This is a genomic window from Promicromonospora thailandica (assembly GCF_024171955.1).
GTDB classification, from domain to species: Bacteria; Actinomycetota; Actinomycetes; order Actinomycetales; family Cellulomonadaceae; genus Promicromonospora; species Promicromonospora thailandica.
The window spans coordinates 39,606-63,902 of sequence record NZ_JAMTCS010000013.1; the positions used below are offsets into that span (position 1 = coordinate 39,606).

Consider the following 24,297-nt stretch of genomic DNA (forward strand, 5'->3'; position numbering starts at 1 on the left):
TCGTCGTTGCCGGGCTCGCACCGACCATATACGATCTGTGATACGAAGCACCAGGGGTCGCAGCGGACCCGGAGGCCGAGGGCAAGGGAGCTCATGGGTACGCACGGGATCGGGCCGTTCGCGCAGCGGCCGGGCAAGGTCGTCGCCGTCCACCTCGCCTACGCCTCGCGCGCCGCGCAGCGCGGACGGCGGCCCGCGGCGCCGTCCTACTTCCTCAAGCCCACGAGCTCGCTGGCCGCGAGCGGCGGCGTCGCCGAGCGGCCCGCCGGCGCCGAGCTGCTGGCCTTCGAGGGCGAGGTCGCGCTGGTCGTCGGCGAGCCGGCCCGGAACGTCACGGTCGAGGACGCGTGGGACCACGTGGCCGCCGTGACCGCGGCGAACGACCTGGGCGTGTACGACCTGCGGTGGGCCGACAAGGGCTCCAACGTGCGCTCCAAGGGCCGCGACGGCTACACGCCGGTGGGCCCGGACCTGATCGACGCGCGCGTGGTCGACCCGGGGGCCCTGCGCGTGCGCACGTGGGTCAACGGCGACCTCGTGCAGGAGGACACGACCGGCCCCGACGTGCTGCTGTTCCCCTTCGCGCAGATCGTGGCCGACCTGTCGCAGCACCTCACGCTCGAGCGGGGCGACGTGATCCTGACGGGCACGCCGGCGGGCTCGAGCGTCGTGGTGCCCGGTGACGTGGTCGAGGTCGAGGTGGACGCGCCGGCCGCGCCGGGCGCGCCGACGTCGGGCCGGCTGGTCACCACCGTGACGCAGGGCGAGGTGCCGTTCACGGACGTCGGCGCCGGGCCGAGGGTCGACGACACGCAGCGCGCCGAGGCCTGGGGGAGCCGGGAGGCGGCGGGGCTGGAGGCGCCGTTCGAGCTCACGGAGGAGCTGGCCGACCTGCTCCGCCGCACGCCCGTGGCGGGTCTGTCCGCGCAGCTGCGCACGCGCGGGCTCGACCACGCCGTCATCGAGGGCGTGCGGCCGCTCGCGCCGGGCACGACGCTCGTGGGCCGGGCCCGGACCCTGCGGTTCGTGCCCTACCGGGCCGACCTCTTCGCGGCGCACGGCGGCGGGTACAACGCGCAGAAGCGGATGTTCGACACGGTGGACGCCGGCGAGGTGATCGTCATCGAGGCGCGCGGCGAGCCCGGAGCGGCCACGCTCGGCGACGTGCTCGCGCTGCGCGCGCAGGTGCGCGGCGCGGCGGGCGTGGTGACCGACGGCCGGGTGCGCGACTCCGAGGCCGTCGCCGCCACCGGGCTGCCCGTCTTCGCCGCCGGGCCGCACCCCGCGGTGCTCGGCCGGCGGCACGTGCCGTGGGACACCGACGTGGCCGTGGCCTGCGGCGGCGCCACGGTGCTGCCCGGCGACGTCGTGGTGGGGGACGCCGACGGCGTCGTCGTCATCCCGCCGCACCTCGTCGCCGAGGTGGCGCAGGCCGCGCTCGCGCAGGAGGAGCAGGACGAGTGGGTGGCCCGGCAGGTGGCCGACGGGCACGCCGTCGACGGCCTGTTCCCGCCGAACGAGGAGTGGCTCGCGCGCTACCGGGCGTCCCGGGAGGACGCGTGACCGGCACCTCGGCCGTCGAGGACGCGTTCGCGGCGGTCAGCAAGTCCCAGCTGGCCTACCGGTCCCTGCGCGACCGGATCGCCCGCCGCGAGCTGAGCCCGGGCTACCGCCTGGTGCTGCAGAGCATCGCCGACGAGCTCGAGATGAGCGTGGTGCCCGTGCGCGAGGCCATCCGGCGGCTGGAGGCCGAGGGCCTGGTCACCTACGAGCGCAACGTCGGCGCGCGGGTCGCCATGATCGACGAGCACGGCTACGTCGACGCCATGCAGGCCCTCGGCGTCGTCGAGGGCGCGGCCACCGGGCTCTCCGCCCCCGCCGTCTCGGCGGCGGACCTGGGCCGCGCCCGCGAGGTGAACGGCCAGCTCCGCGCCCTGCTCGACCATTTCGACCCGCACGCCTTCACCGCGCTGAACCAGCGGTTCCACTCGGTGCTGTTCGAGTCGTGCCCCAACGGCCTGCTGCTCGACATGGTGCACCGCGGCTGGGCGCAGCTCTCCGGGCTGCGCGACTCCACGTTCGCGTTCGTACCCGGCCGGGCCCACGCCTCGGTGGCCGAGCACGACCACATCCTCGACCTCATCGCCCGCGGGGCCGACCCGCTCGAGATCGAGATCGCCGCGCGCGACCACCGCTGGGCGACCATGCAGGCCTTCCTCGACGCCCGCGCCGACCGCGCCGGCCGACCCGCCCGACCCACGGAGACACTGTGACCCAGCCGACCCGATCTCTGCCCGCCGACCTGCCCGAGCGCATCCGGCACTACATCGGCGGTGCGTTCGCCGACTCGGCCGACGGCGCCACGTTCGACGTGCTCGACCCCGTGACCGACGAGGTCTACGCGCAGGCCGCCGCCGGCAAGGCCGCCGACGTCGACCGCGCCGTCGCCGCCGCGCGGAAGGCCTTCACCGACGGTCCGTGGCCCCGCATGCTGCCGCGCGAGCGCTCGCGGGTGCTGCACCGGATCGCGGACCTCGTCGAGTCCCGCGACGCGCGGCTGGCCGAGCTGGAGAGCTTCGACTCGGGCCTGCCCATCACGCAGGCGCTCGGCCAGGCGCGCCGGGCCGCGGAGAACTTCCGGTTCTTCGCCGACCTGGTGGTCGCCCAGACCGACGACGCCTTCAAGGTGCCCGGGCGGCAGCTCAACTACGTCAACCGCAAGCCGATCGGCGTGGCGGGCCTGATCACGCCCTGGAACACGCCGTTCATGCTCGAGTCGTGGAAGCTCGCGCCGGCGCTGGCCACGGGCAACACGGTGGTGCTCAAGCCCGCGGAGTTCACGCCGCTGTCGGCGTCGCTGTGGGCGGGCATCTTCGAGGAGGCCGGCCTGCCCGAGGGCGTGTTCAACCTGGTCAACGGACTGGGGGAGGAGGCGGGCGACGCCCTGGTGAAGCACCCCGACGTGCCGCTCATCTCCTTCACCGGCGAGAGTGCCACGGGGCAGCTCATCTTCGCCAACGCCGCACCGCACCTCAAGGGCCTGTCGATGGAGCTGGGCGGCAAGTCGCCCGCGATCGTCTTCGCCGACGCCGACCTGGAGGCCGCGATCGACGCGACGATCTTCGGCGTCTTCTCGCTCAACGGCGAACGCTGCACCGCGGGCAGCCGCATCCTGGTCGAGCGCGCCGTCTACGACGAGTTCGTCGAGCGCTACGCGACACAGGCCGCGCGCGTCCGGGTCGGCTACCCGCACGACCCCGCCACCGAGGTGGGCGCGCTCGTGCACCCCGAGCACCTCGCCAAGGTCCTGGAGTACGTCGAGCTCGGCAAGGGGGAGGGCCGCCTGGTCGCGGGCGGCGGGCGCCCCGAGGGCTTCAGGACCGGCAACTTCGTGGCGCCGACCGTGTTCGCGGACGTGCCGCGCGACGCCCGGATCTTCCAGGAGGAGATCTTCGGGCCGGTGGTCGCGATCACCCCGTTCGACACCGAGGCCGAGGCGCTCGAGCTGGCCAACGGCGTGAAGTACGGTCTGGCGGCCTACGTCTGGACCAACGACCTGCGGCGCGCGCACACCTTCTCCCAGTCGGTCGAGGCCGGCATGGTCTGGCTCAACTCGAACAACGTGCGCGACCTGCGCACCCCGTTCGGCGGCGTCAAGGCCTCGGGGCTCGGCCACGAGGGCGGGTACCGCTCGATCGACTTCTACACGCACCAGCAGGCGGTGCACGTGACGCTCGGCGCCGCCCACAACCCGACGTTCGGCAAGGGGGCCTGACGCGATGTCCATTCCTACGCCCACGGCGCCCCCGCCCGACATCGTGCGGTGTGCCTACCTCGACCTCGTGGTGACCGACCTGGCCGCGTCGCGCGACTTCTACGTGGACGTGCTCGGGCTGGTCGTCACGTACGAGGACGCCGAGGCCGTCTACCTGCGCAGCCTCGAGGAGTTCATCCACCACAACCTGGTGCTGCGCAAGGGTCCGGTGGCCGCGGCCGCCGCGTTCGCCTACCGGGTGCGCTCGCCCGAGGAGCTCGACCGGGCCGTGGCGTTCTACCGCGAGCTCGGCTGCCGGGTGGAGCGGCGGGCCGAGGGCTTCACGCGCGGCGTGGGCGACTCGGTGCGTGTGACCGACCCGCTCGGCTTCCCGTACGAGTTCTTCTACGACGTCGAGCACGTCGAGCGCCTGGCCTGGCGGTACGACCTGCACACCCCTGGCGCACTGGTGCGCCTGGACCACTTCAACCAGGTCACGCCCGACGTGCCGCGCGCCGTGCGGTACATGGAGGACCTCGGCTTCCGGGTCACGGAGGACATCCAGGACGCCGAGGGCACCACCTACGCCGCGTGGATGCGCCGCAAGCCGACGGTGCACGACACGGCGATGACCGGCGGCGACGGGCCACGCCTGCACCACGTCGCGTTCGCCACGCACGAGAAGCACAACATCATCGCCATCTGCGACAAGCTCGGCGCCCTGCGGCAGAGCGACCGCATCGAGCGCGGCCCGGGCCGGCACGGCGTGTCCAACGCCTTCTACCTGTACCTGCGCGACCCCGACGGCCACCGCGTGGAGATCTACACGCAGGACTACTGGACGGGCGACCCGGACAACCCCGTGGTCACCTGGGACGTGCACGACAACCAGCGGCGCGACTGGTGGGGCAACCCCGTGGTGCCGTCCTGGTACACGGAGGCCTCGCCCGTGCTGGACCTCGACGGCAACCCGCAGCCCGTCGTCGCGCGCACCGACACCTCGGAGATGGCGGTGACCATCGGCGCCGACGGGTTCTCCTACACCCGCCCCGAGGACGACGAGGACGCGCTGCCCTCGTGGAAGCAGGGCGAGTACAAGCTGGGGCACCAGCTGTGACGGCCGGGCGCACGCTGGACGACGCCGCGGTCACCGCGATCGCCGACGAGCTCGCGCGGGCCGAGGCGGACCGCACCACGGTGCCGCTGCTCACCGCCCGCCACCCGGGCATGACGGTCGAGGACGCCTACGCCGTGCAGAACACGTGGCGCCGCCGGGGCATCGAGGCCGGGCGGCGGCCCGTGGGCCGCAAGATCGGCCTCACCTCAAAGGTGATGCAGGCGGCCACCGGTATCACCGAGCCCGACTACGGCGCGATCTTCGCCGACATGGTGGTCGAGAACGGCACGGTCGTCGAGCACGCGCGGTTCTCGAACGTGCGGGTCGAGGTCGAGCTGGCCTTCGTGCTGCGCGACCGCCTCACCGGCCCGCACGCCACGGTGTTCGACGTGCTGCGCGCCACCGAGTACGTGGTGCCCGCGCTGGAGATCCTGTCGTCCCGGATCGAGATGCCCGGCCGCACCATCGTCGACACCATCAGCGACAACGCCGCCATGGGCGCCATGGTCCACGGCGGGCGGCCCGTCGCCCCCGACGCCGTGGACCTGCGCTGGGTCTCCGCGCTCCTGCACCGCAACGAGACCGTCGAGGAGTCCGGGGTCGCGGCGGCGGTGCTGGGCCACCCCGCGGCCGGCGTCGCGTGGCTCGCGAACAAGCTCGCGCAGCACGGCGACGCGCTCGAGCCGGGCGAGATCGTCCTGGCGGGCTCGTTCACCCGCCCGGTCTGGATCGAGCCCGGCGACACCGTGCTGGCCGACTACCGAGAGCTGGGGACCGTCTCGTGCCGCTTCGTGTGACCCTCCCGCCCACCTTCCGCGACCGGATCGCCGCGGCCGACCGGCCGCAGGCCGGCATGTGGGTCTGCACCGGCAGCCCGGCGGTCGCCGAGATCTGCGCCGGGGCGGGCCTCGACTGGCTGCTGATCGACGCCGAGCACTCGCCGATCGGCCTGGAGTCGACGACGGCGCTGCTCCGGGCCGTCGCGCCGTACCCGGTCACACCCGTGGTGCGCGCGCCGTCGGACGACGTCGTGGTGCTCAAGCAGCTGCTCGACCTCGGCGCGCAGAACGTGCTCGTGCCCATGGTCGACACCGCGGAGCAGGCCGCCGCCGTCGTGCGCGCCGTGCGGTACCCGCCGCGGGGCGTGCGGGGTGTGGGCAGCGCGCTGTCCCGCGGCGCCCGGTGGAACCGCGTCGAGGGCTACATGCGCGACGCCGACCGGTACGTCTCCCTGTTCGTGCAGGTCGAGTCCGCGGCTGCGGTCGAGAACGCCGCGGAGATCGCGGCCGTCGACGGCGTGGACGGCGTCTTCGTGGGGCCGTCCGACCTCGCGGCGTCGATGGGCCTGCTCGGGCAGCAGACGCATCCGGACGTCGTGGCCGCGGTGCGGCGCGCGTTCGAGGCCGTCCGGGCCGCGGGCAAGCCGGTGGGCGTCAACGCCTTCGACCCCGAGGCCGCGCGGGCCTACCTGGAGGCCGGGGCATCGTTCGTGCTGGTCGGCGCCGACGTCGCCCTGCTCGCCCGGGGCTCGGAGGAGCTGGCCGACCGCTGGGCCGGGCCCGCGGGGGAGTGACTCCTACGCCCGCGTCAGCGCGAGCAGCCGGTCCCGGAGGCGTTCCAGCTCCTGCGGCTCCGGCTCCATGCCCCACACGGGCTGCGCGCTGACGCCGTCCGCCGCCGCCAGCACGAGCGACAGCACGTCCTCGGGCAGGCCGTCCGCCCGCAGGTCCGCCTGCCAGCGCAGGGCGTCGGCCCGGGCCAGGTCGGCGACCGCCGCCACGGTCGACAGGTGCGCGACGAGCACCAGCGCGTCCCGCGTCGCCGCGGCGTCCAGGGCCTCGTGCACCGACACGCGCACGTACGCCCGCATCAGCCGTCCCGGTTCCGTGTCCGCCGGGTCGACCGCGGCCTCCACGGCCGCCCGGAACCGCTCCAGCCACTCGCGGGCCAGCGCCAGGAGCAGCTCCTGCTTGCTCGCGAAGTGGTAGAGCAGGCCGCCCTTGGACACGCCCGCGCGGCGCGCGACGTCGTCGAGCGTGGCCGAGACGCCCCGCTCGCGGACCACCTGCGCCGCCGCGTCCAGCAGCGCGGTCCGCGTCTGCTCCGGGTCCCTGCCCGCCGTCCGGCCCACGTACCCCTCCTCGTCGCATCGTGACGGCACGCACTCTAGCCGCCCACCAAACTGTACCGGCTGGACGGTATAGTTGCCGGGTGACCGTCTCCCCGCCCGCCCTCTCCACCCGCCGTCGCTGGGCCGCCCTCGCCGTCCTGGTGCTGGCCGTCGGCCTGCTCGCCATCGACGGCACCGTGCTGTACCTCGCCGTCCCGTCGCTCACCCGCGACCTCGAACCCACGGCGACCCAGGTGCTGTGGATCGGGGACATCTACTCGCTGGCGATCGCCGGCCTGCTCGTCACGATGGGCACCCTCGCCGACCGGGTCGGGCGCAAGCGCCTCCTCCTGGTCGGCGCGACGGCGTTCGGCGCGGCCTCCGCCCTCGCGGCCTTCTCGCCCGACGCCGAGACCCTCGTCGCCGCCCGCCTGCTGCTCGGCGTCGCGGGCGCCACGATCATGCCCTCCACGCTCTCGCTCATCCGCACCCTGTTCCCCGACGCCCGCGAGCGCAGCCGCGCCATCGCGGTCTGGTCGGCGGCCGCGGGCGGCGGCGCGGCCATCGGCCCCCTGGTCGGTGGCCTGCTGCTCGAGCACTTCTGGTGGGGGTCCGTCTTCCTGGTCAACGTGCCCGTCGTCATCGTGCTCGTGGGGGCCGGCGCCGTGCTCCTGCCCGAGGCCAAGGACCCCGCCCCGGGCCGCCTCGACCTGCTGTCCGTGCTGCTGTCGTTCGCCGCCGTCATGCCGCTCGTCTGGGCGATCAAGCACGCGGCCTCGGCCGGCGTCGACCTGCCCGCGGCCGGCGCGCTGGCGCTCGCGGTGGGTGCCGGCGTCTGGTTCGTGCGGCGGCAGGGCCGGCTCCTGGCGGACGGCCGCGGCCCGCTGCTCGACGTCGGCCTGTTCAAGGTCCCGGCGTTCAGCGGCGCCGTGACCGCGAACCTCATCGCGATCTTCGCACTGACCGGCATGCTGTTCTTCTTCTCCCAGTACCTCCAGCTCGTGCGGGGCTTCTCGCCGCTGGTCGCGGGCCTCGCCGAGCTGCCCGCGACCGTCGCCTCGATCGCGGTGGTCGCGGTCGTGGGCTGGTCGGTGGCCCGGTTCGGCCGCGGCGACGCGATCGCCCTCGGCCTGGGGGTCACGGCCCTCGGTACGGTGGCCATCGCGCTGGCCGAGGGCGCCGACCACTACGCCTGGCTCGCCCTGGCCCTGGTGCCCGCGGGGCTGGGCGTGGGCCTCGCGATGACGCTCACCACGGACGCCGTCGTCTCGGCCGTGCCGCCCACGAAGGCCGGCGGCGCCTCGGCCATCTCCGAGACGGCGTACGAGCTCGGCGTCGCGCTCGGCGTGGCCGTGCTCGGCTCGCTGGTCACGCTCGGCTACCAGGCCCGCGTGGCGCTCCCCGCGGGCCTGCCCGACGACGTGCGCGCCGGGGCCGGGGACTCGCTCGCCGCCGCGGTGGCGCTCGCGGGCGACCGGCCCGACGTGGTGGACGCGGCCCGGGAGGCGTTCGTGGGGGCGCTGCAGACGGCGTGCGTCGTGGCGGCGGTGCTGACGGCGGTGGCGGCCGTCGTCGCGTGGCGGCTGATCCCGAACGAGGGGCTCAGCGCCCGAGGCGCGGCGCCCAGGAGTCCTCGCGCACGTCGATGAACGCGCGGGTGCAGCGGTCGCACGCGTCGAGGTGCAGCTCGACGCGGCGGCCGCGGCTCGGCCGCAGCGTCCCCGCGACGTAGTCGTGCAGCGCCGCGCGGGTGCGGCGGCAGTCGGGCCCGGTCGCGGGCCGGGCACGGGGCGGCGGCCCGGCAGGGGCGGTGCCCGGGAGGTCGGCCAGGGCCGCGCGCAGCGCGGCGACGTCGGCCCGGCGAGCGGTCCGCGCGCTGCTCGTGATCGTCACGCGGTCCCGCCCCTCTCCATGCCGTGGTTCACCCGCGGAGCAAGGGTTCCACATGTGCCGGGGGTCGCGGAACGTGCGCGTGATACGCGGCCGTGTCGGCCGGACGATGTCCCGATCTGTGGGGTGGTGGTCCGTCCGAACGGTGGGCGGGGCACAGGACCGGGGGGACGGTGGACCTATGAGCGAGCCACTGACCGCACCACCGACCGCACCGTCGGGCGAGTGCTTCGACCGCACCATCGCCGGGATCGCCGTCCCGGACACCGACCTCGTCCGCGCCGCGACCGCCCTGGTGCGGGAGGCCGCCGACGACACCGTGTTCCACCACTCCCGCCGCGTCTACCTCTGGGGCATGCTCCAGCTCGCCGCGCAGGGCCGGACGGCGGACCCCGAGCTGGCCTACGTCGGCGCCATGTTCCACGACCTCGGCCTCACCCCGGCATACCGCACGAGCGACCGCCGGTTCGAGATCGACGGCGCGGAGGCCGCCTACGGGTTCCTGCGCGACCACGGGCGGTCCCCGGAGGACGCGCGTGCGGCGTGGCTCGCCGTCGCCCTGCACACGACGCCGGAGGTGCCGCACCACCTGGCCCCCGAGGTCACCGTGGTGACGCTCGGCGTGGAGACCGACGTGCTCGGCCTGCGCCTCGACCGGATCGAGCCCGGTCCGCGCGCCGAGGTGCTGGCCGCGCACCCGCGGCCGGACTTCAAGAACCGCATCCTGCGGGCGTTCTACGAGGGCATGGCCTCGCGCCCCGCGACCACGTTCGGCACGATGAACGATGACGTGCTGGCCCACTTCGACCCCGCCTTCCGGCGGGTGGACTTCGTACGTGTGATCCAGGAGAACGCCTGGCCCGAGTGACGGGCCGGGACGGCAGGACAGGAGGGTGCCGGTGCCGGAGACGCGCGATGTGGTGTTCGTCGTCTTCGACGGCGTCAAGATGCTGGACGTCACGGGGCCGGCCGAGGTCTTCGCCGAGGCGCGGACCCTCGGTGCCGGCTACACGCTGCGCTACGTGTCGGTCTCGGGCGGGCCGGTCCGCACGTCCATCGGCGCGCTGCTGCCCGCCGGCCCCGTGACCGACCTGTGTGACGCGGGGGACATCGACACGCTCGTCGTGCCCGGGGGTGACGATCTGGTGGGCCTGCCGGTCCCGTCCGGGCTGGTCGAGGCCGTGCGGCTGCTGCGGCCGCGGGCCCGGCGGCTGGTCTCCATCTGCACCGGTTCGTTCGTGCTCGCCGCCGCCGGGGCCCTCGACGGGCGCCGGGCCACCACCCACTGGCGGCACGCCCCGCTGCTGGACCGCGCCTACCCGGACGTCCGGGTGGAGCGCGACGCGCTCTTCGTGGAGGACGACGGCGTGCTCACCTCGGCGGGTGTCTCGGCGGGCATCGACCTCGCCCTGGCGCTGGTCGAGCGGGACCACGGTCCCGACCTCGCCCGCGAGGTGGCCCGTGGCCTCGTGATGTTCATGCAGCGCCCGGGCGGGCAGTCGCAGTTCTCCGCGCCGCTCGCGCTGCGGGCGCCGCGTGTCCCGGCCCTGCGGGCCGTGGTCGACCTGGTGTCCGCGCAGCCGGCGCTGGAGCACACCGCCACGTCGCTGGCGGCGGCCGCCGGCGTGACGCCCCGGCACCTCGCTCGCCTCTTCCAGGCCGAGCTCGGTACGTCTCCGGCCCGGTTCGTCGAGGACACGCGCCTGGACCACGCGAAACGCCTGCTCGACGCCGGGCACGGCGTCGCCGAGGCGGCGCGGGGCGCCGGGTTCGGCAGCCCCGAGACGATGCGGCGACGGTTCGTGGCCCGGCTGGGCGTCTCGCCGAGCAGGTACCGCGCGCGGTTCTCGGCGACCGGCCCGGGGGACCGGTCCGGCTGAGCACCCCGGCCGGCGGCTACCCGGCCGCGCGGTCCGGCGCCGTGTCGAGGCGCGAGCGCAGGGCTGCCGTGAGCGCCTCGACCTGGTCGAGCTGCTCCGGGGTCAGGGCATCGACGAACAGCTCCCGCACCGCGCGCAGGTGCGGCACCGACGCCGCGCGGAACGACCGCGCGCCGTGGTCGGTGAGCTCGACCTCGGCGCCGCGGAAGTCGTCCGCGCACTCGACGCGGCGCACCAGGTCGCGGTTCTCCATGCGGCGCAGGTGGTGGGACAGGCGGCTGCGTTCCCAGTCGACGGCGTCCGCCAGCTCGGAGGACCGCAGGCGGCGGCCGTCGGCCTCGCTGAGGGCCAGCAGCACCGTGTAGTCGGCGGACGTGAGCCCCGACTCCTTCTGGAGGCGGCTGGTCAGGCGGGCGTTGAGGGTCTGCGCCGTCTCGATGAAACCGCGCCAGGCGCGCAGCTCGTCGGGCGTGGGCGACCGGCGGGCGCGGGGTCGCGTGCTGTCCGTCACGGGGACCTCCAGTGGTTGACGCGTCAACCATATCGGGAGCATGATTGACGCGTCAATCACTTCGGCGAGCGGGAGTTCTCATGAGCGACACCTCCACGGACATCGAGTTCGGCATCGACACCTTCGGCGACCTGCCGCTGGACGACGACGGCCGGCTGGTCTCCTACGGCGAGGCGATCCGCCGCACGGTCGAGGAGGCCGTGCTCGCCGACGGCGCGGGCGTCGACGTGGTCGCCCTCGGGGAGCACCACCGGCCCGAGTTCGCCATCTCCACCCCGGAGACGGTGCTGGCCGGCATCGCGACCCGGACGTCCAACATCCGGCTCGCCTCGGGCGTGACCGTGCTGAGCTCCGACGACCCGGTGCGCGTGTTCCAGCGGTTCGCGACGGTCGACGCGCTCTCCGGCGGCCGGGCCGAGGTGATCCTCGGGCGCGGCTCGTTCACCGAGTCGTTCCCGCTGTTCGGCTACGACCTGCGCGACTACGACCAGCTCTTCGAGGAGAAGCTCGACCTGTTCGTGAAGCTCCTCGACGAGAAGCCGGTCAGCTGGGAGGGGACGCTGCGCCCGGCGCTGCAGGACGCCGACGTCTTCCCGAAGACCGACTCCGGCCGTCTCACCACGTGGGTCGGGGTGGGCGGCTCACCGCAGTCCGTGATCCGCACCGCCCGCCACGGGCTGCGGCTCATGCTCGCGATCATCGGCGGCGCGCCCGACCGGTTCGCGCCGTACGTGGACCTGTACCGCCGCGCAGCGGACCAGTTCGGCACCACCGCCACCCCGGTGGGCATGCACTCGCCGGGCTTCGTCGCCGCGACGGACGAGGAGGCCAAGGAGCTGTTCTACCCCGGGTACAAGGTGATCCGGGACCGCATCGGCGCGCAGCGCGGCTGGCCGCCCCTGCGCCGCGACGAGTTCGACGCCGAGGTGGCGCACGGCTCGCTCTACATCGGCTCGCCCGAGACCGTCGCCCGCAAGATGGCGGCGGCCATCCGGGCCCTCGACGTCGGCCGGTTCGACCTCATCTACTCCGCGGGCGGGGCCATGCGCGCCAGCGACCGGCTGCGTGCCGTCGAGCTGTACGGCACGCAGGTGCTGCCGATGGTCCGCGAGCTGCTCGCCGACGAGCCCGTGCCGGTGACGGCATGACCGCCCCCGTGACCGGTCCGGTGCGCACGATCGGCGTCCTCGGCGCGGGCAAGGTCGGCACGGTGCTCGCCCGCCTCGCCGTCGCGGCCGGCTACCGGGTGCTCGTGGCCGGGTCGGGCGACCCGTCCCGCATCGCGCTGACGGTCGAGGTGCTCGCCCCGGGCGCGGAGGCGGTCGACGCGACGACGGCGGCCCGCGCGGCTGACGTCGTCGTCCTGGCCCTGCCGCTCGGCAAGCTCCCGGCCGTCCCGGCGGACGCGCTGTCCGGGCGGCTCGTGATCGACGCCATGAACCACTGGTGGGAGATCGACGGGCCCCGCGACGGGCTCCTCGCCGCCGACGTCTCCACGAGCGAGCACGTCCAGGCCGCGCTGCCCGGCACGCGCGTGGTCAAGGCCTTCAACCACATGGGGTACCACGACCTGCAGGACGGTGCCCGGCCGGCCGGCGCGCCGGGCCGCAAGGCGATCGGGATCACGGGTGACGACCCGGCCGACGTCGCCGCCGTGGCCGCGGTCGTGGACGCGCTCGGGTTCGACCCCGTGCCCGCGGGCCCGCTCGCGCAGGGGGTCCGCATGGAGCCGGGCACGCCCGCCTTCGGCGCGAACGTCGAGGCGGAGCGGCTGCGCGAGCTGCTGGACGCCGCCCCGGAGCGGGTCGTCGTCTGAACGGTGCCTCAGCCCGCGCACTGCCCGGTGGAGACGGGTGAGGTGAGGGCCGCGGCCTGGTCGGCGACCGGCCGCAGCTCGGCGTTCGTCATCGCGAAGCCGACGTCCGGGCTGGTCTCGGCCCGGGCGAAGACGACGCCGGCGACCTCGCCGTCCGTGGTGAGCAGCGGTCCGCCCGAGTTCCCGGGGCGCACCACGGCGGCCAGCGAGTAGACCTCCCGGTCGGCGCCGCCCCGGCCGTAGGAGTCGGGCACCATCGTGGTGCTGACGTCGATCACCCCGGCGCTGCCGGACGTGAACGGACCGCCGTAGGGGTAGCCCTGCACGACGGCGCTGTCACCCACCGAGAGCGTCGGCCCGAGGGGGAGCGGGCCCGCGGCGAGGTCGTCCACGGCGATGACCGCGAGGTCGTCGGTCGGGTCGTAGTAGACCACGCGACCCTCGCGCACCTCGCCGCCCGGCAGCTCCACCACGGGCCGGTCCACGCCTGCCACCACGTGCGCGTTGGTCACCAGGCGGTCGGCGGCCACGACGAAGCCCGACCCGGTGGAGCTCGTGCCGCACGCGTAGGCGATGCCCGAGATGCGGGCCACCGACCGCGCCGCGGCCTCCAGCTCCGGGTCGTCCAGGTCGACCACGGGCACCACCGCGTCCTGCGCCGGCACCATCAGGATGTTGAGGCGCGGCAGGCCGTCGTCGAGCACGAACGCGCGCGCCTGCGCGAGCGGGCGGCCCACCGCGGGCGGCGTCAGCTCGTCGATCGTGCGCAGCACGGCCGACGATGACACCGCGGGCGCGACGCCCGGCACACCGGTGGCACCGACCGCGTGCCCCACGAACGACAGCGCCAGGGCCACGACCCCCACGTTCGCCACGCCGCCGAGCAGGCGCTCCAGGGGGCGCAGCGACGTGCGGTCCACACCCTGCCGGAGGTTGCGGCCCAGGCCCGCACCCAGCGACGCGCCGAACAGCGGCAGCAGCACGGCCACCGCGATCGACACCGGCCCGCGCCACTGCGTGGTGGGCATCAGGTCGTTCACGGCGGGCACGGCCCAGAACACGGCGGCGCCGCCGAGCACCAGCCCGATCAGGCCGCCGAGCGTGGCCAGCAGCCCGCGGCTGAGGCCGGCCATCAGGGCGATGAAGAGCGCGAGGAGGAGCACCAGGTCGAGCAGGGACATGAGGGCTCCTTCGACAGGGTCGGCTGGGCGCCGGCCGGGCGGTAGGAGACGACCGTAGACGGTCGACGGCCCGGGTGCGGGCGTCGACCCGCGTCCGTTCACCCGATCCGCAGATTCACGCCCAGACGTTCACAGGCGACGGTCCCGCTCAGGGCACGATCGAGTCCACGTAGCCGCCGTCGACCCGCACGGCCGCACCCGTCGTCGCCGAGGCGAGCGGCGAGCTGAGGTAGGCCACGAGGTTCGCGATCTCCTCCGGCTCGATCAGCCGCTGCAGCAGCGACTGCGGGCGGTGCGTGCGCATGAACTCGCGCTGGGCCTCGTCCCACGGCAGCGCCGGGTCCACGAGCTCGTACACGAACTTCTCGACCCCGCCCGTGTGCGTGGGACCCGCGATCACCGAGTTGACCGTCACGCCCGTGCCCGCCGCCTCCTTCGCGAAACCCCGTGAGACGCCCAGCAGCGCCGTCTTCGAGACGCCGTAGTGGATCATCTCGGCCGGGATCACGATGGCCGAGTCGCTCGCCACGTTCAGCACGCGACCCCACCCGCGCGCGGTCATGCCGGGCAGCGTCGAGCGGATCAGCCGCACCGCCGCCAGCACGTTCACCTCGAAGTACCGGCGCCACTCGTCGTCGTCGATCTCCAGGGGCGGCACGCTGCCGAAGATGCCGAGGTTGTTCACCAGCACGTCGACGTCGCCGGTGGCGGCGAGCGCCTCGGTCGCGCCCTCCGCGGTGCTGACGTCGCCGGTCGCGGCCACGAGGTCCCGCTCCGGGGACTGCTCCCGCAGCTCGTCGATCGTGGCCCGCACGCCGTCCTCCCGCCGGCCGTTGACCGCCACCCGGGCGCCGGCATCGGCCAGCGTCGCCGCGATCGCGCGGCCGATGCCCTGGGTCGAGCCGGTCACCAGGGCCGTGCGTCCCGCGAGATCGATGCGCATGCTGACACTCCTTGCTGTCGGGCCGAGACCTGCCGCTCCCAGGCTGCCACGCCCCCTGCCACCTGGCTCGCACAGGGCGTGGCTCGCGAGGTCGGTCCCTTGCGTTGAGGTCGGTCTCTTGCCCCGAGATCGGTCCATTGATGGACCGATCTCGAGACAGGGGACCGACCTGGTGAGGTTGGGGCTGCTGGTTCTCTGTGGGAGTCACAGAGTCACAGGGGGAAGGCCACCAGCACGGGCTGGTGAGTGTGCTCAGGGTCGCTGCGCCCCCACCCATGGGGTGGGAGTTCGCCAGGTCGGTCTCTTGCCCCGAGATCGGTCCATTGATGGACCGATCTCGAGACAGCGGACCGACCTGGTGAGGCTGGGGTTACTGGTTGTCTGTGCGGGTCCAGCGTTCCCAGAGCCACAGGACGAAGACCACCAGCAGGAATGCCGGGACACCTGCGATGCCCAGCCGGGCGAACCAGTGCAGCAGCTCCGCGCCGACCCGGGGGCCCGACGCGTCCGTGCCGGTGGGGCCGGCCGCACCAGGCGGGGGAGCGGTGGTGCCCGACGGCGGCGCGAGGTCATCGGTGCCGGGGTCGCCCGCGTTGTCGCTGCCGTTGGAGCTGCCGTCCTCTTCCACGCCGACGGTCCCGGTGCTGCCCGTCCTGCCGGTGTCGCCCGCGGCCTGGTCCGGGGTGCCGTCGCCGATGCCCAGGCCCGCGAGCAGGTCCCGGACCGCAGCACCCACTCCGACCGGGGCAGTCTCGGCGCGTCCGGGCCCGTCCGCTGACTGCCCGTCGGCCCTGCCGCCGGATCCAGCCCCGCCGTCACTCGCCGCGTCGTCGTGCTCGGCGCCGGAGCGCGGTTCGCCGGTGGCGCCTCCAGAGGTCTCGTCCGGGGTGCCGCTCGTGCCGTCAGCGCCGTCCCCACGGGCCTGGTCATCCGTCGTGCCGGCACCTGACGCGTCGCTGCCGACGGCGGCGTCCGATCCGTCGACCGCCGGACCGTCACCGCCCGCGCCCGCGGGGTCGTCGCCGGCCGCCGCGCCGGCTCCGCTGTCGCTGCCACCGGCAACCGTGCCGTTGTCGCTGCCCGCGGCACCGCCGCCGCTGCCGTCACCCGCGCCGTCACCCGCGCCGCCGCCACTGCCGTCGCCACTGCCGTCACCGCGGCCACCCGCGCCGCCGCCACTGCCGTCGCCACCACCGCCCGGGCCACCGCCGGCCGCGCCACCACCGCCCGCACCGTCCGCGCCCGCTGGCGGGGCCTGGACCGACTGGGCCGCCGGAGGGTCGTCCGGCTGGAGCGCCGCCAGGGCCGCCGCGCCACCGCCGACCACAGCCGCTGCCACCGCCGCGGCGACCGCGGCCTCCTTGGTGCCGAACCTCCGCCCGCCCGCGCCGCCGCCAGACCCGCCCGCCCCACCCGCGGAACCCGCGCCCCCGCCCACCAGCCCTGCGCCGACCCCCGCACCCAGCGCACCCGTGGCCACGGCCCCCGCCACGACGTGCTGGCCGAGGTCGCGCAGCATCCAGGACACCTCGCGCACGTCGAGGAAGGCGCGCGTGCACTCGGCGCAGCCGTCCATGTGCGCCTCGACGCGGCCGCGGCGGCGGGGGAGCAGCCGGTCCTTGAGGTAGTCGTGCATCGCGGCACGCGTGGCACGGCACTCCGGCTCGTTGACGGCCTGCGCGTGCGCGGCGGCGAAGGCACCGGCCAGGCGTTCCTCGGCGCGGCGCAGCCGCATCGTCACGGCGTGCGGCCGGACCCCGAGACCGGACGCGATCTCGCTCACCGCCCGGTCGTGCACGTGGCGCTCGACCAGGATGCGGCGGTCGTCGTCGGCCAGGTCGGCCAGGGCGGCGCGCAGCATCGCGACGTCGGCCTGTCGTTCGACGGCGGGCTCGGCGCCCTCGACCGGGGGAGCGAGGCCGTCCAGCGCGTCGTCCTCGACCGCGGTGGTGCGCCCGGCCTCGCGGGTCAGCGAGATGGCCTCGTTCATCGCGGCCCGGCGCCAGTAGGGGGCGGGGTCGGCGATGCTGCCGCCGGTGGAGACGATGCGGACCATCTTCTCCAGGGCCCGGCTGGCGGCCTCCTCGGCGTCGACGCCGGGCACCCGGGCCATCACCGAGCGCACGACGTTCGGGCGGTGCACCACCCAGTCGTCGATCTGCAGTGCGCGTGCCGCCGTCATGCCGCGTGCCCCCCTCCCGACCGGAGATGCTTCCACCGGGGTCGGGAGGGCGCGCGACGAGCCGGACGATGTGCGTCAACGCACGTCGACGCGCCCCCGTGCGGTCGGGTGCGTCAGCGCCGGCGCAGCACCAGGCCGCGCACGAACGCCGCCTGGCCGGCGTGCTGCATGTCGTCGTTGACGACGCTCACGAGCCGCACGCCCAGGGTCACCGGCGGGTTCCACGACTCGTCGACCACACGGTTCAGGTCGTCGTCCGACAGCGTGGCCAGGTAGCGCACCGTGCGGTCGTGGACGGCGTCGTGGTAGCCCACCAGGAGGTCGGCGGAGGGCACCCGGACGGCGGACACCTCGTCGGCGTCGTGCCCGTACCCGGTGTCCTCCGCCGGGAACGGCAGGCCGAACCGGCGGTCCCACCCGTCGTCGGACCAGACCTGGCTGGTGCCGGCGGCGTCGGCCACGTGGTCGTCCTGCACCCGGGTGAGGTGCCAGACGAGCCAGGCGACGGTGTTCGCGTCGTCGTCCAGGCGGAACGCGAGCTCGTCGGGCGTCAGCCCCCGGACCGCGCCGTGGACGGCCTGGCGGATCCGGCCGAATGCGTCCGTGAGCAGGTCGGTACCGTGCATCGGGATCGTTCCTCTCGGTGGCGGGCGTCGTGCTCGCCACGATGCCACACGATCCCGTCCGCGGGTGCGACCGGGTCAGGTGCGGGGCAGCACCGCCGCCGCGATGACCACGTTGTTGACGATGGTCGCGGTGACGGTGCGCGCCACGGCCTCCGCGGCGGCGCCCGCGCCCCAGTTGCCCTTCTTCAGCTCCTCCGCGCGCTCGATCACCGCGGTGCCCCAGGGGATGTCGCGGTTGAACTGGGGCAGGGTGCCGCTGCCGTAGACGAGCGCGGCGAGCGCCGCGACCCGGGGCGTCGGCTCCGCGCCGTCGACCAGCACGGCGCGGACGTCGGCCAGCAGGCCGGCGCGGCGGCCGGACTCGCCGTCGGCCAGCACCTGGGTCTCGAACAGGCCGAGGGCCTTGCGCGTGCTGCGCCGGATGTCGCCGCGCTGGACGAGGCGGTCCAGCAGCGGCTCGCGCAGCGACGGCCCGGTCGCGGCGAGGACCGTCTGCACGCCGCGCGGCTTGTCGGCGACGTACTCCCAGCTCGCGCGCAGCAGGTGGTCCGACGGCGGGCTGTCCGGCACGGCCTCGACGGTCGTCGTGCCCAGCTTCCCCGTGCCGGTCCGGACGTGGTCGCCCAGGCCGAGGTCGGCGAGGACCGCGCCCGCGAGCACGTAGTAGAGGGTGCCCTCCCCGGCGATCACCCCGGAGTCGGGCTGGAACAGCAGCAGGAGGAGGTCCTCCGCCACGGTGGGCGCGCCGAGCGCGCTCCGGTCGGTGTCGGCCGTGGTGGGCGCGTCGGGCTCGTGGTGCTGGTCGGTCATCGGTCGGTCCCCTCTGTCTGGTCGGGTGTGTGGTCGGCGGACATCCCCTGGGCCTCCCGGATCGCGCGCACCTGCTCGTTCGCGATCGCGCTGGCCCGCGCGAGCACCTCGAGCTGCGCCGGGTTGTACAGCTCCACGACGGCGTCGACGAAGGTCTCCCGGGTGACGTGCTCGCTCTTCGACAGGTGGGAGACGGGGTCGCTCAGCCACGGGTAGTCGAGGAGGTTCTGGGCGATGGCCGGCGCGAGGCGTTCGGCGAGGTCGATGCGGGTGGCCTCGTCGGCGTCGGGCGGCAGGTCGTCCATCTCGGCGCTGACCGCGTCCGTGTCGGCCTCGACCATCGCGCGGACGTCGGCGAGGGCAGCCTCGTCGTACAGCTGCGTGTAGATGTGGACCAGCGAGCTGTCCGCCTCCGACATCCGCGACGCGAGCGACTCGAAGCCGGCCGGCCCGTCCGCGGGCGCCTGCTCGCGCAGGATCGCCGCGATGTCGGACCGGGCCTTCTCGAGGTGCTCGATCCGCACCTTGAGCTCGGCGTCGATCTCGCGCAGGGCCTCGGGGGTGCTGCTGGCGGCCGCGCCCACCTCGCCGATCTGCGCGAGCGGCACGCCGAGGTCGGCCAGCCGCCGGATGCGCAGCAGGCTCACCAGGTGCCGCACCTCGTACTGCTTGTACCCGTTGTACCGGCGCTCCGGCTCCTCGAGCAGGCCGAGCCGGTGGTAGTGGCGCACGGTGTTCACCGTGGTGCCTGCCAGGTCGGCGAGCTCGCGTGTGCTCCAGGCCATGCCCTCGTCCCATTCCGCGCTCGCGGAGCGCCTCGTCGGGGATGTCACCGGCAAGCAGACACCCTGTTCCCAGAACATGGTCAAGGGGCCGGTCGGCGGACGCGACCCCGGGCCGGGCGAACCGCCGCCTACACTCCGGAGGATGGGTCAGGGGTCGCGGTCGAACCGGCGTGTCGTCTACGAGACGCTGCGCCGCCGCGTGCTGACCCTGGAGCTGCCGCCGGGCGCCGCCCTGTCGGAGAACGAGCTCGCGGCCGCCCTCGGGGTGAGCCGCACGCCGGTGCGCGAGAGCCTCATCCTGCTGGGGGAGGAGGGGCTGGTGCGCGTGTACCCCAAGGTGGGCTCGTTCGTCTCGCGGGTCGACGCGCGCCGGGTCGCGGACGCGCAGTTCCTGCGGGAGGCGGTCGAGCTCGCCGCCCTCGACGACCTGCCGGAGACCCTCGACCCGGACCTGCTGGCCGCGCTGCGCGACAACCTCGCGCAGCAGCGCGAGCCGGGGCTCGACGTGGAGCGGTTCTTCGAGCTCGACGAGGCGTTCCACCACGGCCTCCTGCGGCTCAGCGGGCACGGCCGCGCCTGGTCCACGGTGGTGGCGGCCAAGGCGCACCTCGACCGGGCCCGGCGCCTGGGACTGCACGAGCCGGACGGCGTGGACCGGTTCGCCGGTGAGCACCGCGACATCCTCGACGCGATGGTGGCGGGCGACCTCGCCGCCGCGCGCAGCGGGCTCCGCGCGCACCTGCGTGCCGTCTTCGACGACATCGAGCGGACGCGCAGGCGCTCGCCCGAGCTGTTCGCGGCCGACGACGGGCCCGTGCCCGCGCGCCGCGGCGTCGCCGTCCGCGGGTAGGCACTGGACAGGGCACCGCGCGGCCTGGCACGCTGTCGTGACTAAGCAAGCGCTTAGTCACGACTCAGACACGACGGGGTGCCGATGAGGGGACGTTTCGAGGGGCGCGTGGTCGCCGTCACCGGGGCCGCGCGCGGCATCGGGTTCGCGGCCGCGCAGCGGTTCGCCGCGGAGGGCGCGTCGGTCGCGGTGATCGACCTGGACGAGTCCGCGGCGGCCGCCGCCGCCGCGGCCCTGGAGCCGCGGGACGGGGCGGCCCGGGCGGTCGGCATCGGCGCGGACGTGGCCTCGTCCGCCGACGTCGAGGCCGCCGTCGGCCGCGTCGTCGACGAGCTCGGCGGCCTGCACGTGCTCATGAACAACGCGGGCGTCACGCGCGACAACCTGCTGTTCAAGATGTCCGAGGACGACTGGGACCAGGTGCTCGGCGTGCACCTCAAGGGCGCGTTCCTCATGACCCGGGCCGCGCAGGCGCACTTCGTGCCGCAGCGCTACGGCAAGGTGGTCAACCTCTCCAGCATCTCGGCGCTCGGCAACCGCGGGCAGGCCAACTACGCCGCCGCCAAGATGGGCGTCCAGGGCCTCACCCGGACCCTCGCCATCGAGCTCGGGCCGTTCGGGGTCACCGTCAACGCCGTCGCCCCCGGGTTCGTCGCCACCGAGATGACCGACGCCACGGCCGCCCGCCTCGGCCTGACCGTCGAGGAGTTCCGCAGCCGCACCGCGCAGGGCAACCCCGTCGGCCGGATCGGGGCACCCGAGGACATCGCCGCCGCGGCGGCCTTCCTCGCCTCCGACGAGGCCTCCTACATCACCGGGCAGACCCTCTACGTGGACGGCGGGCAGACCCTTGGCTGAGCAGGCCGCCCTGCCCGGCCTCATGCAGGAGCGGGCGCTCGAGATCGGCACCCTCCTGCGCCGCGCGGAGACCATGTTCGCCCACAAACGGGTGGTCACCGGGACCCTGACGGGCGAGACCACGGCCACGTGGGGCGAGGTCGCAGCCCGCGCCCGGCGCCTGTCGGCCGCCCTCGACCTGCTCGACGTGCCCCGGTCGGCCCGCGTGGGCAGCTTCGCGTGGAACACGCAGCGGCACGTCGAGCTCTACCTCGGGGTGCCGAGCGGCGGACGCGTGCTGCACACCCTCAACCACCGCCTCTTCGCGGACGACCTGCGGCACGTCCTCGCCGACGCCGCGGACGACGTCGTGGTCGTCGACCGGTCGCTGCTGCCCACCGTGTGGACGGTGGTCGCGGAGGCGCCCACCGTCCGCTGGGTCGTCGTGACCGACGACGGCGCCGACACGCCCCTGCCCGACGACCCCCGCGTGCTCGACTACGAGGACCTGATCGCGCGGGTCCCCCACCCGGCGCCGCCGTCCGCCGTCCGCGTGGCCGAGGGCGACGCCGCCTGCCTGTGCTACACCTCCGGCACCACCGGACGGCCCAAGGGCGTGCTCTACAGCCACCGGTCCGTGGTGCTGCACGCGCTCGTGCTGCTCGGCACCGACAGCTTCGCGGTCGGCGAGCGCGACGTGATCATGCCCGTCGTGCCCATGTTCCACGTCAACGGGTGGGGGCTGCCCTACGCGGCGGCGCTCGCGGGCGCCACCCTGGTGCTGCCCGGCCCGGACACGGCGCCCGCCGCCCTCGTCGACCGCCTCGAACGGCACCGCGTCACGCTCACGGCCGGGGTGCCCGCCGTCTGGCGGAGCCTGCGGCCGCTGCTCGCGGGCCGGGACCTGTCGGCCCTGCGGCTGGTGGTGAGCGGCGGCAGCGCGCTGCCCGACTCGCTGTCGCAGGCCTGGGAGCGCGACGCGGGCGTACCGATCACCGGCTCGTGGGGCATGACGGAGACGAGCCCCGTGGTCGCCGTCGGCCGCGTCCCGACGGCGCGGGACGGGCTGGCGCCCGACGAGCGCCGGCGTCTGCTCGGGCAGCCCGGTCCGACCGTGCCGCTGGTCGACGTGCGCGTGGTGGACCCGGAGGGCCGGCCGGTGCTGCGCGACGGCGCGACGTCGGGCGAGCTCCAGGTGGCCGGGCCGACGATCGCGGCGGGGTACCACGGCGCGGACCCCGCCGGCGCCGACTCGTTCACCGCCGACGGGTGGCTGCGCACGGGCGACGTCGCCACCCTGGACGAGCTCGGCACCGTGCGGATCGTGGACCGCACCAAGGACATGATCAAGTCGGGCGGCGAGTGGATCTCGTCGGTGACCCTGGAGAACCACCTCATGGACCATCCGCACGTCCTGGAGGCGGCGGTGGTGGGCGTGGCCGACGAGCGCTGGGGCGAGCGGCCCCGCGCCTTCGTGGTCCTGGCGGACGACGCGCTCGACCTGCCCGACGACCTGCCCGGCATCGAGGCCGCCCTGCGCGAGCACCTCGCCGGGCGGGTGGCGTCCTGGTGGGTGCCGGACCGGTTCGTGGTGCTGGACCGGATCCCACGGACGGCCACGGGCAAGTTCTCCAAGGTGGCGCTGCGGCGGCATGCTTGAGCCCGTGGAGAGCGACGACGTACTGCCCGGCGCCGAGGCCTACGGGCCCGTACCCCGCAGGCTGCTGGCCTCAGCGGTGCGGTGCTTCGCGGCGAACGGCTTCCACGGCACGACGACGCGGGACATCGCCGGGGGCGCGGGCCTGAGCCCCGCCGCGCTCTACGTGCACTTCCCGTCCAAGGAGCTGGCGCTGTACGAGATCGTCCGCCGGGGGCACCAGCATGCGTACGACATCCTGAGCACCGAGGTCCCGAGCACCGACGCGGCGGACCCGGCCGCCCGGCTCGGGGCCCTCGTGGCCGCGTACACGCGGTTCCACGCGCACCGCCACGTCATCGCCCGCGTGTGCCAGTACGACCTGGCGGCGCTGAGCGAGGACCACTACGCGGAGGTGCTGCGGATCCGGCACGAGACCAACGAGATCTTCCGGCTCGCCGTCGCCGCGGGCGTGGACGCCGGGGCGTTCGACCCGGACCTCGACGTGCGGCGGGTGGCCCGGGCCCTCATCTCGCTCGCGATCGACCTGGTGCGCTGGTACCGGCCGGACGGCCCGGAGACGCCGGAGCAGCTCGGCGAGCTCAACGCGCGGCTCGCGCTGCGGATGGTGGCGCGCTGAGGTCGCGCGGGCTGCGGACAGGGTGTGGATCGCCTCAGTCGAGCGGTGTCGCCGCGTCGCGCAGGGACCGCAGGGTGCGGCGGGCCGCCGGCGTGTCGGGCACCATGGCCAGCAGGAGCTGCCGGTCCGGCGTGCCCGACGCCGCGGAGGTCAGCGTGCGCACCCACTCCATCCCCGCCTCCAGCTCGCCGAGCGCGTCCGTGGCGCCGTCGCTGCGGGCCCAGTTGCGCAGGGCCGACCGGTGCATGGCGTCGATCAGCGCGGCCAGCCCGGTGCTCTGGTAGGCGGGCGTGCCGGGCGGCAGACGGGTGCGCAGGAACGCGGACGTCAGGGTCACGTAGCGCTCGTGCTCGACGATCTCCCGGTTGCGCAGCTCGGGCACGAGCCGGGTGAGCCGGTACCGGCGGAAGACGAGCTGGGGCCGGCTCAGGAAGTCCCGCAGCGACTCCTCGGTGCCGGCGATGACCACCTCCACGGGGTCGTCGTCCGGCCCGGCCGAGGCCAGGTGCCGGTCCAGCACCGCGAGCCGCGCCGAGTGGTCGGGGAACGGGAGCTCGTCCTTGCCGCCGAAGTGCCGGAACACCGTGCGGCGCGAGACCCGGGAGGCCTCCGCCACGGCCTCGACCGTGACCGCCTCGTAGCCCTGCTCCAGGAACAGCGCCATGGCGGTCTCCGCGATGCGGTACTTGGCGTCCTGCCCTCGTTCGGCCACCGCCACCCCACTTCCTC

25 protein-coding genes are annotated in these 24,297 nt (G+C 74.8%); 15 read left to right on the plus strand and 10 right to left on the minus strand.

Annotated elements, in window-relative coordinates:
- Positions 1-93: 93 nt before the first annotated feature.
- The 6 genes from APR03_RS19740 to APR03_RS19765 are packed head-to-tail and all read left to right on the plus strand — an operon-like array spanning position 94 to position 6,444.
- On the plus strand, positions 94-1,563 hold the full coding sequence (locus tag APR03_RS19740) for a fumarylacetoacetate hydrolase family protein (protein WP_253838508.1): 1,470 nt from the start codon (positions 94-96) through the stop codon (positions 1,561-1,563).
- Complete coding sequence (locus APR03_RS19745; protein ID WP_253838510.1) at positions 1,560-2,273, plus strand: GntR family transcriptional regulator; 714 nt, start codon at positions 1,560-1,562, stop codon at positions 2,271-2,273. The genes APR03_RS19740 and APR03_RS19745 overlap by 4 nt, the downstream gene beginning before the upstream one ends.
- Complete coding sequence (gene hpaE / locus APR03_RS19750) at positions 2,270-3,775, plus strand: 5-carboxymethyl-2-hydroxymuconate semialdehyde dehydrogenase (protein ID WP_253838512.1); 1,506 nt, start codon at positions 2,270-2,272, stop codon at positions 3,773-3,775. Before APR03_RS19745 ends, hpaE begins: the two co-directional genes overlap by 4 nt.
- Positions 3,776-3,779: 4 nt before the next feature.
- The gene (gene hpaD / locus APR03_RS19755; RefSeq protein ID WP_253838514.1) at positions 3,780-4,871 is read left to right on the plus strand and encodes a 3,4-dihydroxyphenylacetate 2,3-dioxygenase; all 1,092 of its coding nucleotides are present in this window, start codon (positions 3,780-3,782) and stop codon (positions 4,869-4,871) included.
- Positions 4,868-5,668, plus strand: a complete 801-nt coding sequence (locus APR03_RS19760; RefSeq protein WP_253838527.1) for a 2-keto-4-pentenoate hydratase — start codon at positions 4,868-4,870, stop codon at positions 5,666-5,668. The genes hpaD and APR03_RS19760 overlap by 4 nt, the downstream gene beginning before the upstream one ends.
- A complete protein-coding gene (locus APR03_RS19765; protein ID WP_253838530.1) occupies positions 5,653-6,444 on the plus strand; it encodes an HpcH/HpaI aldolase family protein in 792 nt (263 codons plus the stop codon). Before APR03_RS19760 ends, APR03_RS19765 begins: the two co-directional genes overlap by 16 nt.
- A gap of 3 nt (positions 6,445-6,447) precedes the next feature.
- Here the strand turns inward: APR03_RS19765 and APR03_RS19770 are convergent, their stop codons facing one another.
- Complete coding sequence (locus APR03_RS19770; RefSeq protein WP_253838531.1) at positions 6,448-7,032, minus strand: TetR/AcrR family transcriptional regulator; 585 nt, start codon at positions 7,030-7,032, stop codon at positions 6,448-6,450.
- Positions 7,033-7,082: 50 nt separating this feature from the next.
- Between APR03_RS19770 and APR03_RS19775 the strand changes: the two genes are divergently transcribed.
- On the plus strand, positions 7,083-8,630 hold the full coding sequence (locus APR03_RS19775; RefSeq protein ID WP_253838532.1) for an MFS transporter: 1,548 nt from the start codon (positions 7,083-7,085) through the stop codon (positions 8,628-8,630).
- Here the strand turns inward: APR03_RS19775 and APR03_RS19780 are convergent.
- A complete protein-coding gene (locus APR03_RS19780) occupies positions 8,584-8,874 on the minus strand; it encodes a zf-HC2 domain-containing protein (protein WP_253838533.1) in 291 nt (96 codons plus the stop codon). The genes APR03_RS19775 and APR03_RS19780 overlap by 47 nt on opposite strands.
- Positions 8,875-9,052: 178 nt before the next feature.
- On the opposite strand from APR03_RS19780, the gene APR03_RS19785 reads away from it, so the two are divergent.
- Positions 9,053-9,739 carry an HD domain-containing protein gene (locus APR03_RS19785; RefSeq protein ID WP_253838535.1) on the plus strand — a complete coding sequence of 229 codons (687 nt, stop codon included), beginning with the start codon at positions 9,053-9,055 and terminating at the stop codon, positions 9,737-9,739.
- 31 nt (positions 9,740-9,770) lie between these two features.
- On the plus strand, positions 9,771-10,751 hold the full coding sequence (locus tag APR03_RS25335; protein WP_253838542.1) for a GlxA family transcriptional regulator: 981 nt from the start codon (positions 9,771-9,773) through the stop codon (positions 10,749-10,751).
- A 16-nt stretch (positions 10,752-10,767) separates the two neighbouring features.
- Here the strand turns inward: APR03_RS25335 and APR03_RS19795 are convergent, their stop codons facing one another.
- On the minus strand, positions 10,768-11,262 hold the full coding sequence (locus APR03_RS19795; protein ID WP_253838544.1) for a MarR family winged helix-turn-helix transcriptional regulator: 495 nt from the start codon (positions 11,260-11,262) through the stop codon (positions 10,768-10,770).
- Between the two features lie 80 nt (positions 11,263-11,342).
- Between APR03_RS19795 and APR03_RS19800 the strand changes: the two genes are divergently transcribed.
- Positions 11,343-12,410 carry an LLM class flavin-dependent oxidoreductase gene (locus APR03_RS19800; protein ID WP_253838546.1) on the plus strand — a complete coding sequence of 356 codons (1,068 nt, stop codon included), beginning with the start codon at positions 11,343-11,345 and terminating at the stop codon, positions 12,408-12,410.
- On the plus strand, positions 12,407-13,078 hold the full coding sequence (locus tag APR03_RS19805; protein ID WP_253838548.1) for an NADPH-dependent F420 reductase: 672 nt from the start codon (positions 12,407-12,409) through the stop codon (positions 13,076-13,078). Before APR03_RS19800 ends, APR03_RS19805 begins: the two co-directional genes overlap by 4 nt.
- Positions 13,079-13,086: 8 nt before the next feature.
- Here APR03_RS19805 and APR03_RS19810 read toward each other — a convergent pair whose 3' ends face one another.
- The 6 genes from APR03_RS19810 to APR03_RS19830 all read right to left on the minus strand — a co-directional run bounded on the left by APR03_RS19810 (position 13,087) and on the right by APR03_RS19830 (position 19,605).
- Positions 13,087-14,259, minus strand: coding sequence for a MarP family serine protease (locus tag APR03_RS19810; RefSeq protein ID WP_253838550.1), 1,173 nt, complete (start codon positions 14,257-14,259; stop codon positions 13,087-13,089).
- A 148-nt stretch (positions 14,260-14,407) separates the two neighbouring features.
- The gene (locus APR03_RS19815) at positions 14,408-15,202 is read right to left on the minus strand and encodes an SDR family NAD(P)-dependent oxidoreductase (protein ID WP_253838552.1); all 795 of its coding nucleotides are present in this window, start codon (positions 15,200-15,202) and stop codon (positions 14,408-14,410) included.
- Positions 15,203-15,572: 370 nt separating this feature from the next.
- Positions 15,573-17,384: a zf-HC2 domain-containing protein gene (locus APR03_RS25005; RefSeq protein WP_275977789.1), complete on the minus strand. Its 1,812-nt coding sequence runs from the start codon at positions 17,382-17,384 to the stop codon at positions 15,573-15,575.
- A gap of 113 nt (positions 17,385-17,497) precedes the next feature.
- Positions 17,498-18,010, minus strand: coding sequence for a mycothiol transferase (locus APR03_RS19820; protein ID WP_253838554.1), 513 nt, complete (start codon positions 18,008-18,010; stop codon positions 17,498-17,500).
- 75 nt (positions 18,011-18,085) lie between these two features.
- Positions 18,086-18,820, minus strand: a complete 735-nt coding sequence (locus APR03_RS19825; RefSeq protein ID WP_253838555.1) for a GOLPH3/VPS74 family protein — start codon at positions 18,818-18,820, stop codon at positions 18,086-18,088.
- Entirely contained in the window at positions 18,817-19,605 is a 789-nt protein-coding gene (locus APR03_RS19830) for a MerR family transcriptional regulator (protein WP_253838557.1), read from the minus strand. The genes APR03_RS19825 and APR03_RS19830 overlap by 4 nt, the downstream gene beginning before the upstream one ends.
- Before the next feature lie 142 nt (positions 19,606-19,747).
- Between APR03_RS19830 and APR03_RS19835 the strand changes: the two genes are divergently transcribed.
- The 4 genes from APR03_RS19835 (at position 19,748) to APR03_RS19850 (ending at position 23,568) form a co-directional block, all read left to right on the plus strand.
- Positions 19,748-20,455: a GntR family transcriptional regulator gene (locus APR03_RS19835; protein ID WP_253838559.1), complete on the plus strand. Its 708-nt coding sequence runs from the start codon at positions 19,748-19,750 to the stop codon at positions 20,453-20,455.
- Between the two features lie 84 nt (positions 20,456-20,539).
- Positions 20,540-21,313, plus strand: a complete 774-nt coding sequence (gene fabG, locus APR03_RS19840) for a 3-oxoacyl-ACP reductase FabG (RefSeq protein WP_253838561.1) — start codon at positions 20,540-20,542, stop codon at positions 21,311-21,313.
- The gene (locus APR03_RS19845; protein ID WP_253838563.1) at positions 21,306-22,952 is read left to right on the plus strand and encodes a long-chain-fatty-acid--CoA ligase; all 1,647 of its coding nucleotides are present in this window, start codon (positions 21,306-21,308) and stop codon (positions 22,950-22,952) included. Before fabG ends, APR03_RS19845 begins: the two co-directional genes overlap by 8 nt.
- A 4-nt stretch (positions 22,953-22,956) precedes the next feature.
- A complete protein-coding gene (locus APR03_RS19850; protein WP_253838567.1) occupies positions 22,957-23,568 on the plus strand; it encodes a TetR/AcrR family transcriptional regulator in 612 nt (203 codons plus the stop codon).
- 34 nt (positions 23,569-23,602) lie between these two features.
- Here APR03_RS19850 and APR03_RS19855 read toward each other — a convergent pair whose 3' ends face one another.
- On the minus strand, positions 23,603-24,280 hold the full coding sequence (locus APR03_RS19855; protein ID WP_253838569.1) for a TetR/AcrR family transcriptional regulator: 678 nt from the start codon (positions 24,278-24,280) through the stop codon (positions 23,603-23,605).
- Positions 24,281-24,297: the final 17 nt, after the last annotated feature.

What these genes read in the sequence shown, in the direction of transcription:
- APR03_RS19825 (WP_253838555.1), bottom strand. Translation starts at nt 18,820, where the DNA reads ATGACCGACCAGCACCACGAGCCCGACGCGCCCACCACGGCCGACACC.
- APR03_RS19785 (WP_253838535.1), top strand. Translation starts at nt 9,053, where the DNA reads ATGAGCGAGCCACTGACCGCACCACCGACCGCACCGTCGGGCGAGTGC.
- APR03_RS25005 (WP_275977789.1), bottom strand. Translation starts at nt 17,384, where the DNA reads ATGACGGCGGCACGCGCACTGCAGATCGACGACTGGGTGGTGCACCGC.
- APR03_RS19740 (WP_253838508.1), top strand. Translation starts at nt 94, where the DNA reads ATGGGTACGCACGGGATCGGGCCGTTCGCGCAGCGGCCGGGCAAGGTC.
- hpaD (WP_253838514.1), top strand. Translation starts at nt 3,780, where the DNA reads ATGTCCATTCCTACGCCCACGGCGCCCCCGCCCGACATCGTGCGGTGT.
- APR03_RS19805 (WP_253838548.1), top strand. Translation starts at nt 12,407, where the DNA reads ATGACCGCCCCCGTGACCGGTCCGGTGCGCACGATCGGCGTCCTCGGC.
- APR03_RS19830 (WP_253838557.1), bottom strand. Translation starts at nt 19,605, where the DNA reads ATGGCCTGGAGCACACGCGAGCTCGCCGACCTGGCAGGCACCACGGTG.
- APR03_RS19835 (WP_253838559.1), top strand. Translation starts at nt 19,748, where the DNA reads ATGGGTCAGGGGTCGCGGTCGAACCGGCGTGTCGTCTACGAGACGCTG.
- APR03_RS19815 (WP_253838552.1), bottom strand. Translation starts at nt 15,202, where the DNA reads ATGCGCATCGATCTCGCGGGACGCACGGCCCTGGTGACCGGCTCGACC.
- APR03_RS19810 (WP_253838550.1), bottom strand. Translation starts at nt 14,259, where the DNA reads ATGTCCCTGCTCGACCTGGTGCTCCTCCTCGCGCTCTTCATCGCCCTG.
- fabG (WP_253838561.1), top strand. Translation starts at nt 20,540, where the DNA reads ATGAGGGGACGTTTCGAGGGGCGCGTGGTCGCCGTCACCGGGGCCGCG.
- APR03_RS19800 (WP_253838546.1), top strand. Translation starts at nt 11,343, where the DNA reads ATGAGCGACACCTCCACGGACATCGAGTTCGGCATCGACACCTTCGGC.
- APR03_RS19820 (WP_253838554.1), bottom strand. Translation starts at nt 18,010, where the DNA reads ATGCACGGTACCGACCTGCTCACGGACGCATTCGGCCGGATCCGCCAG.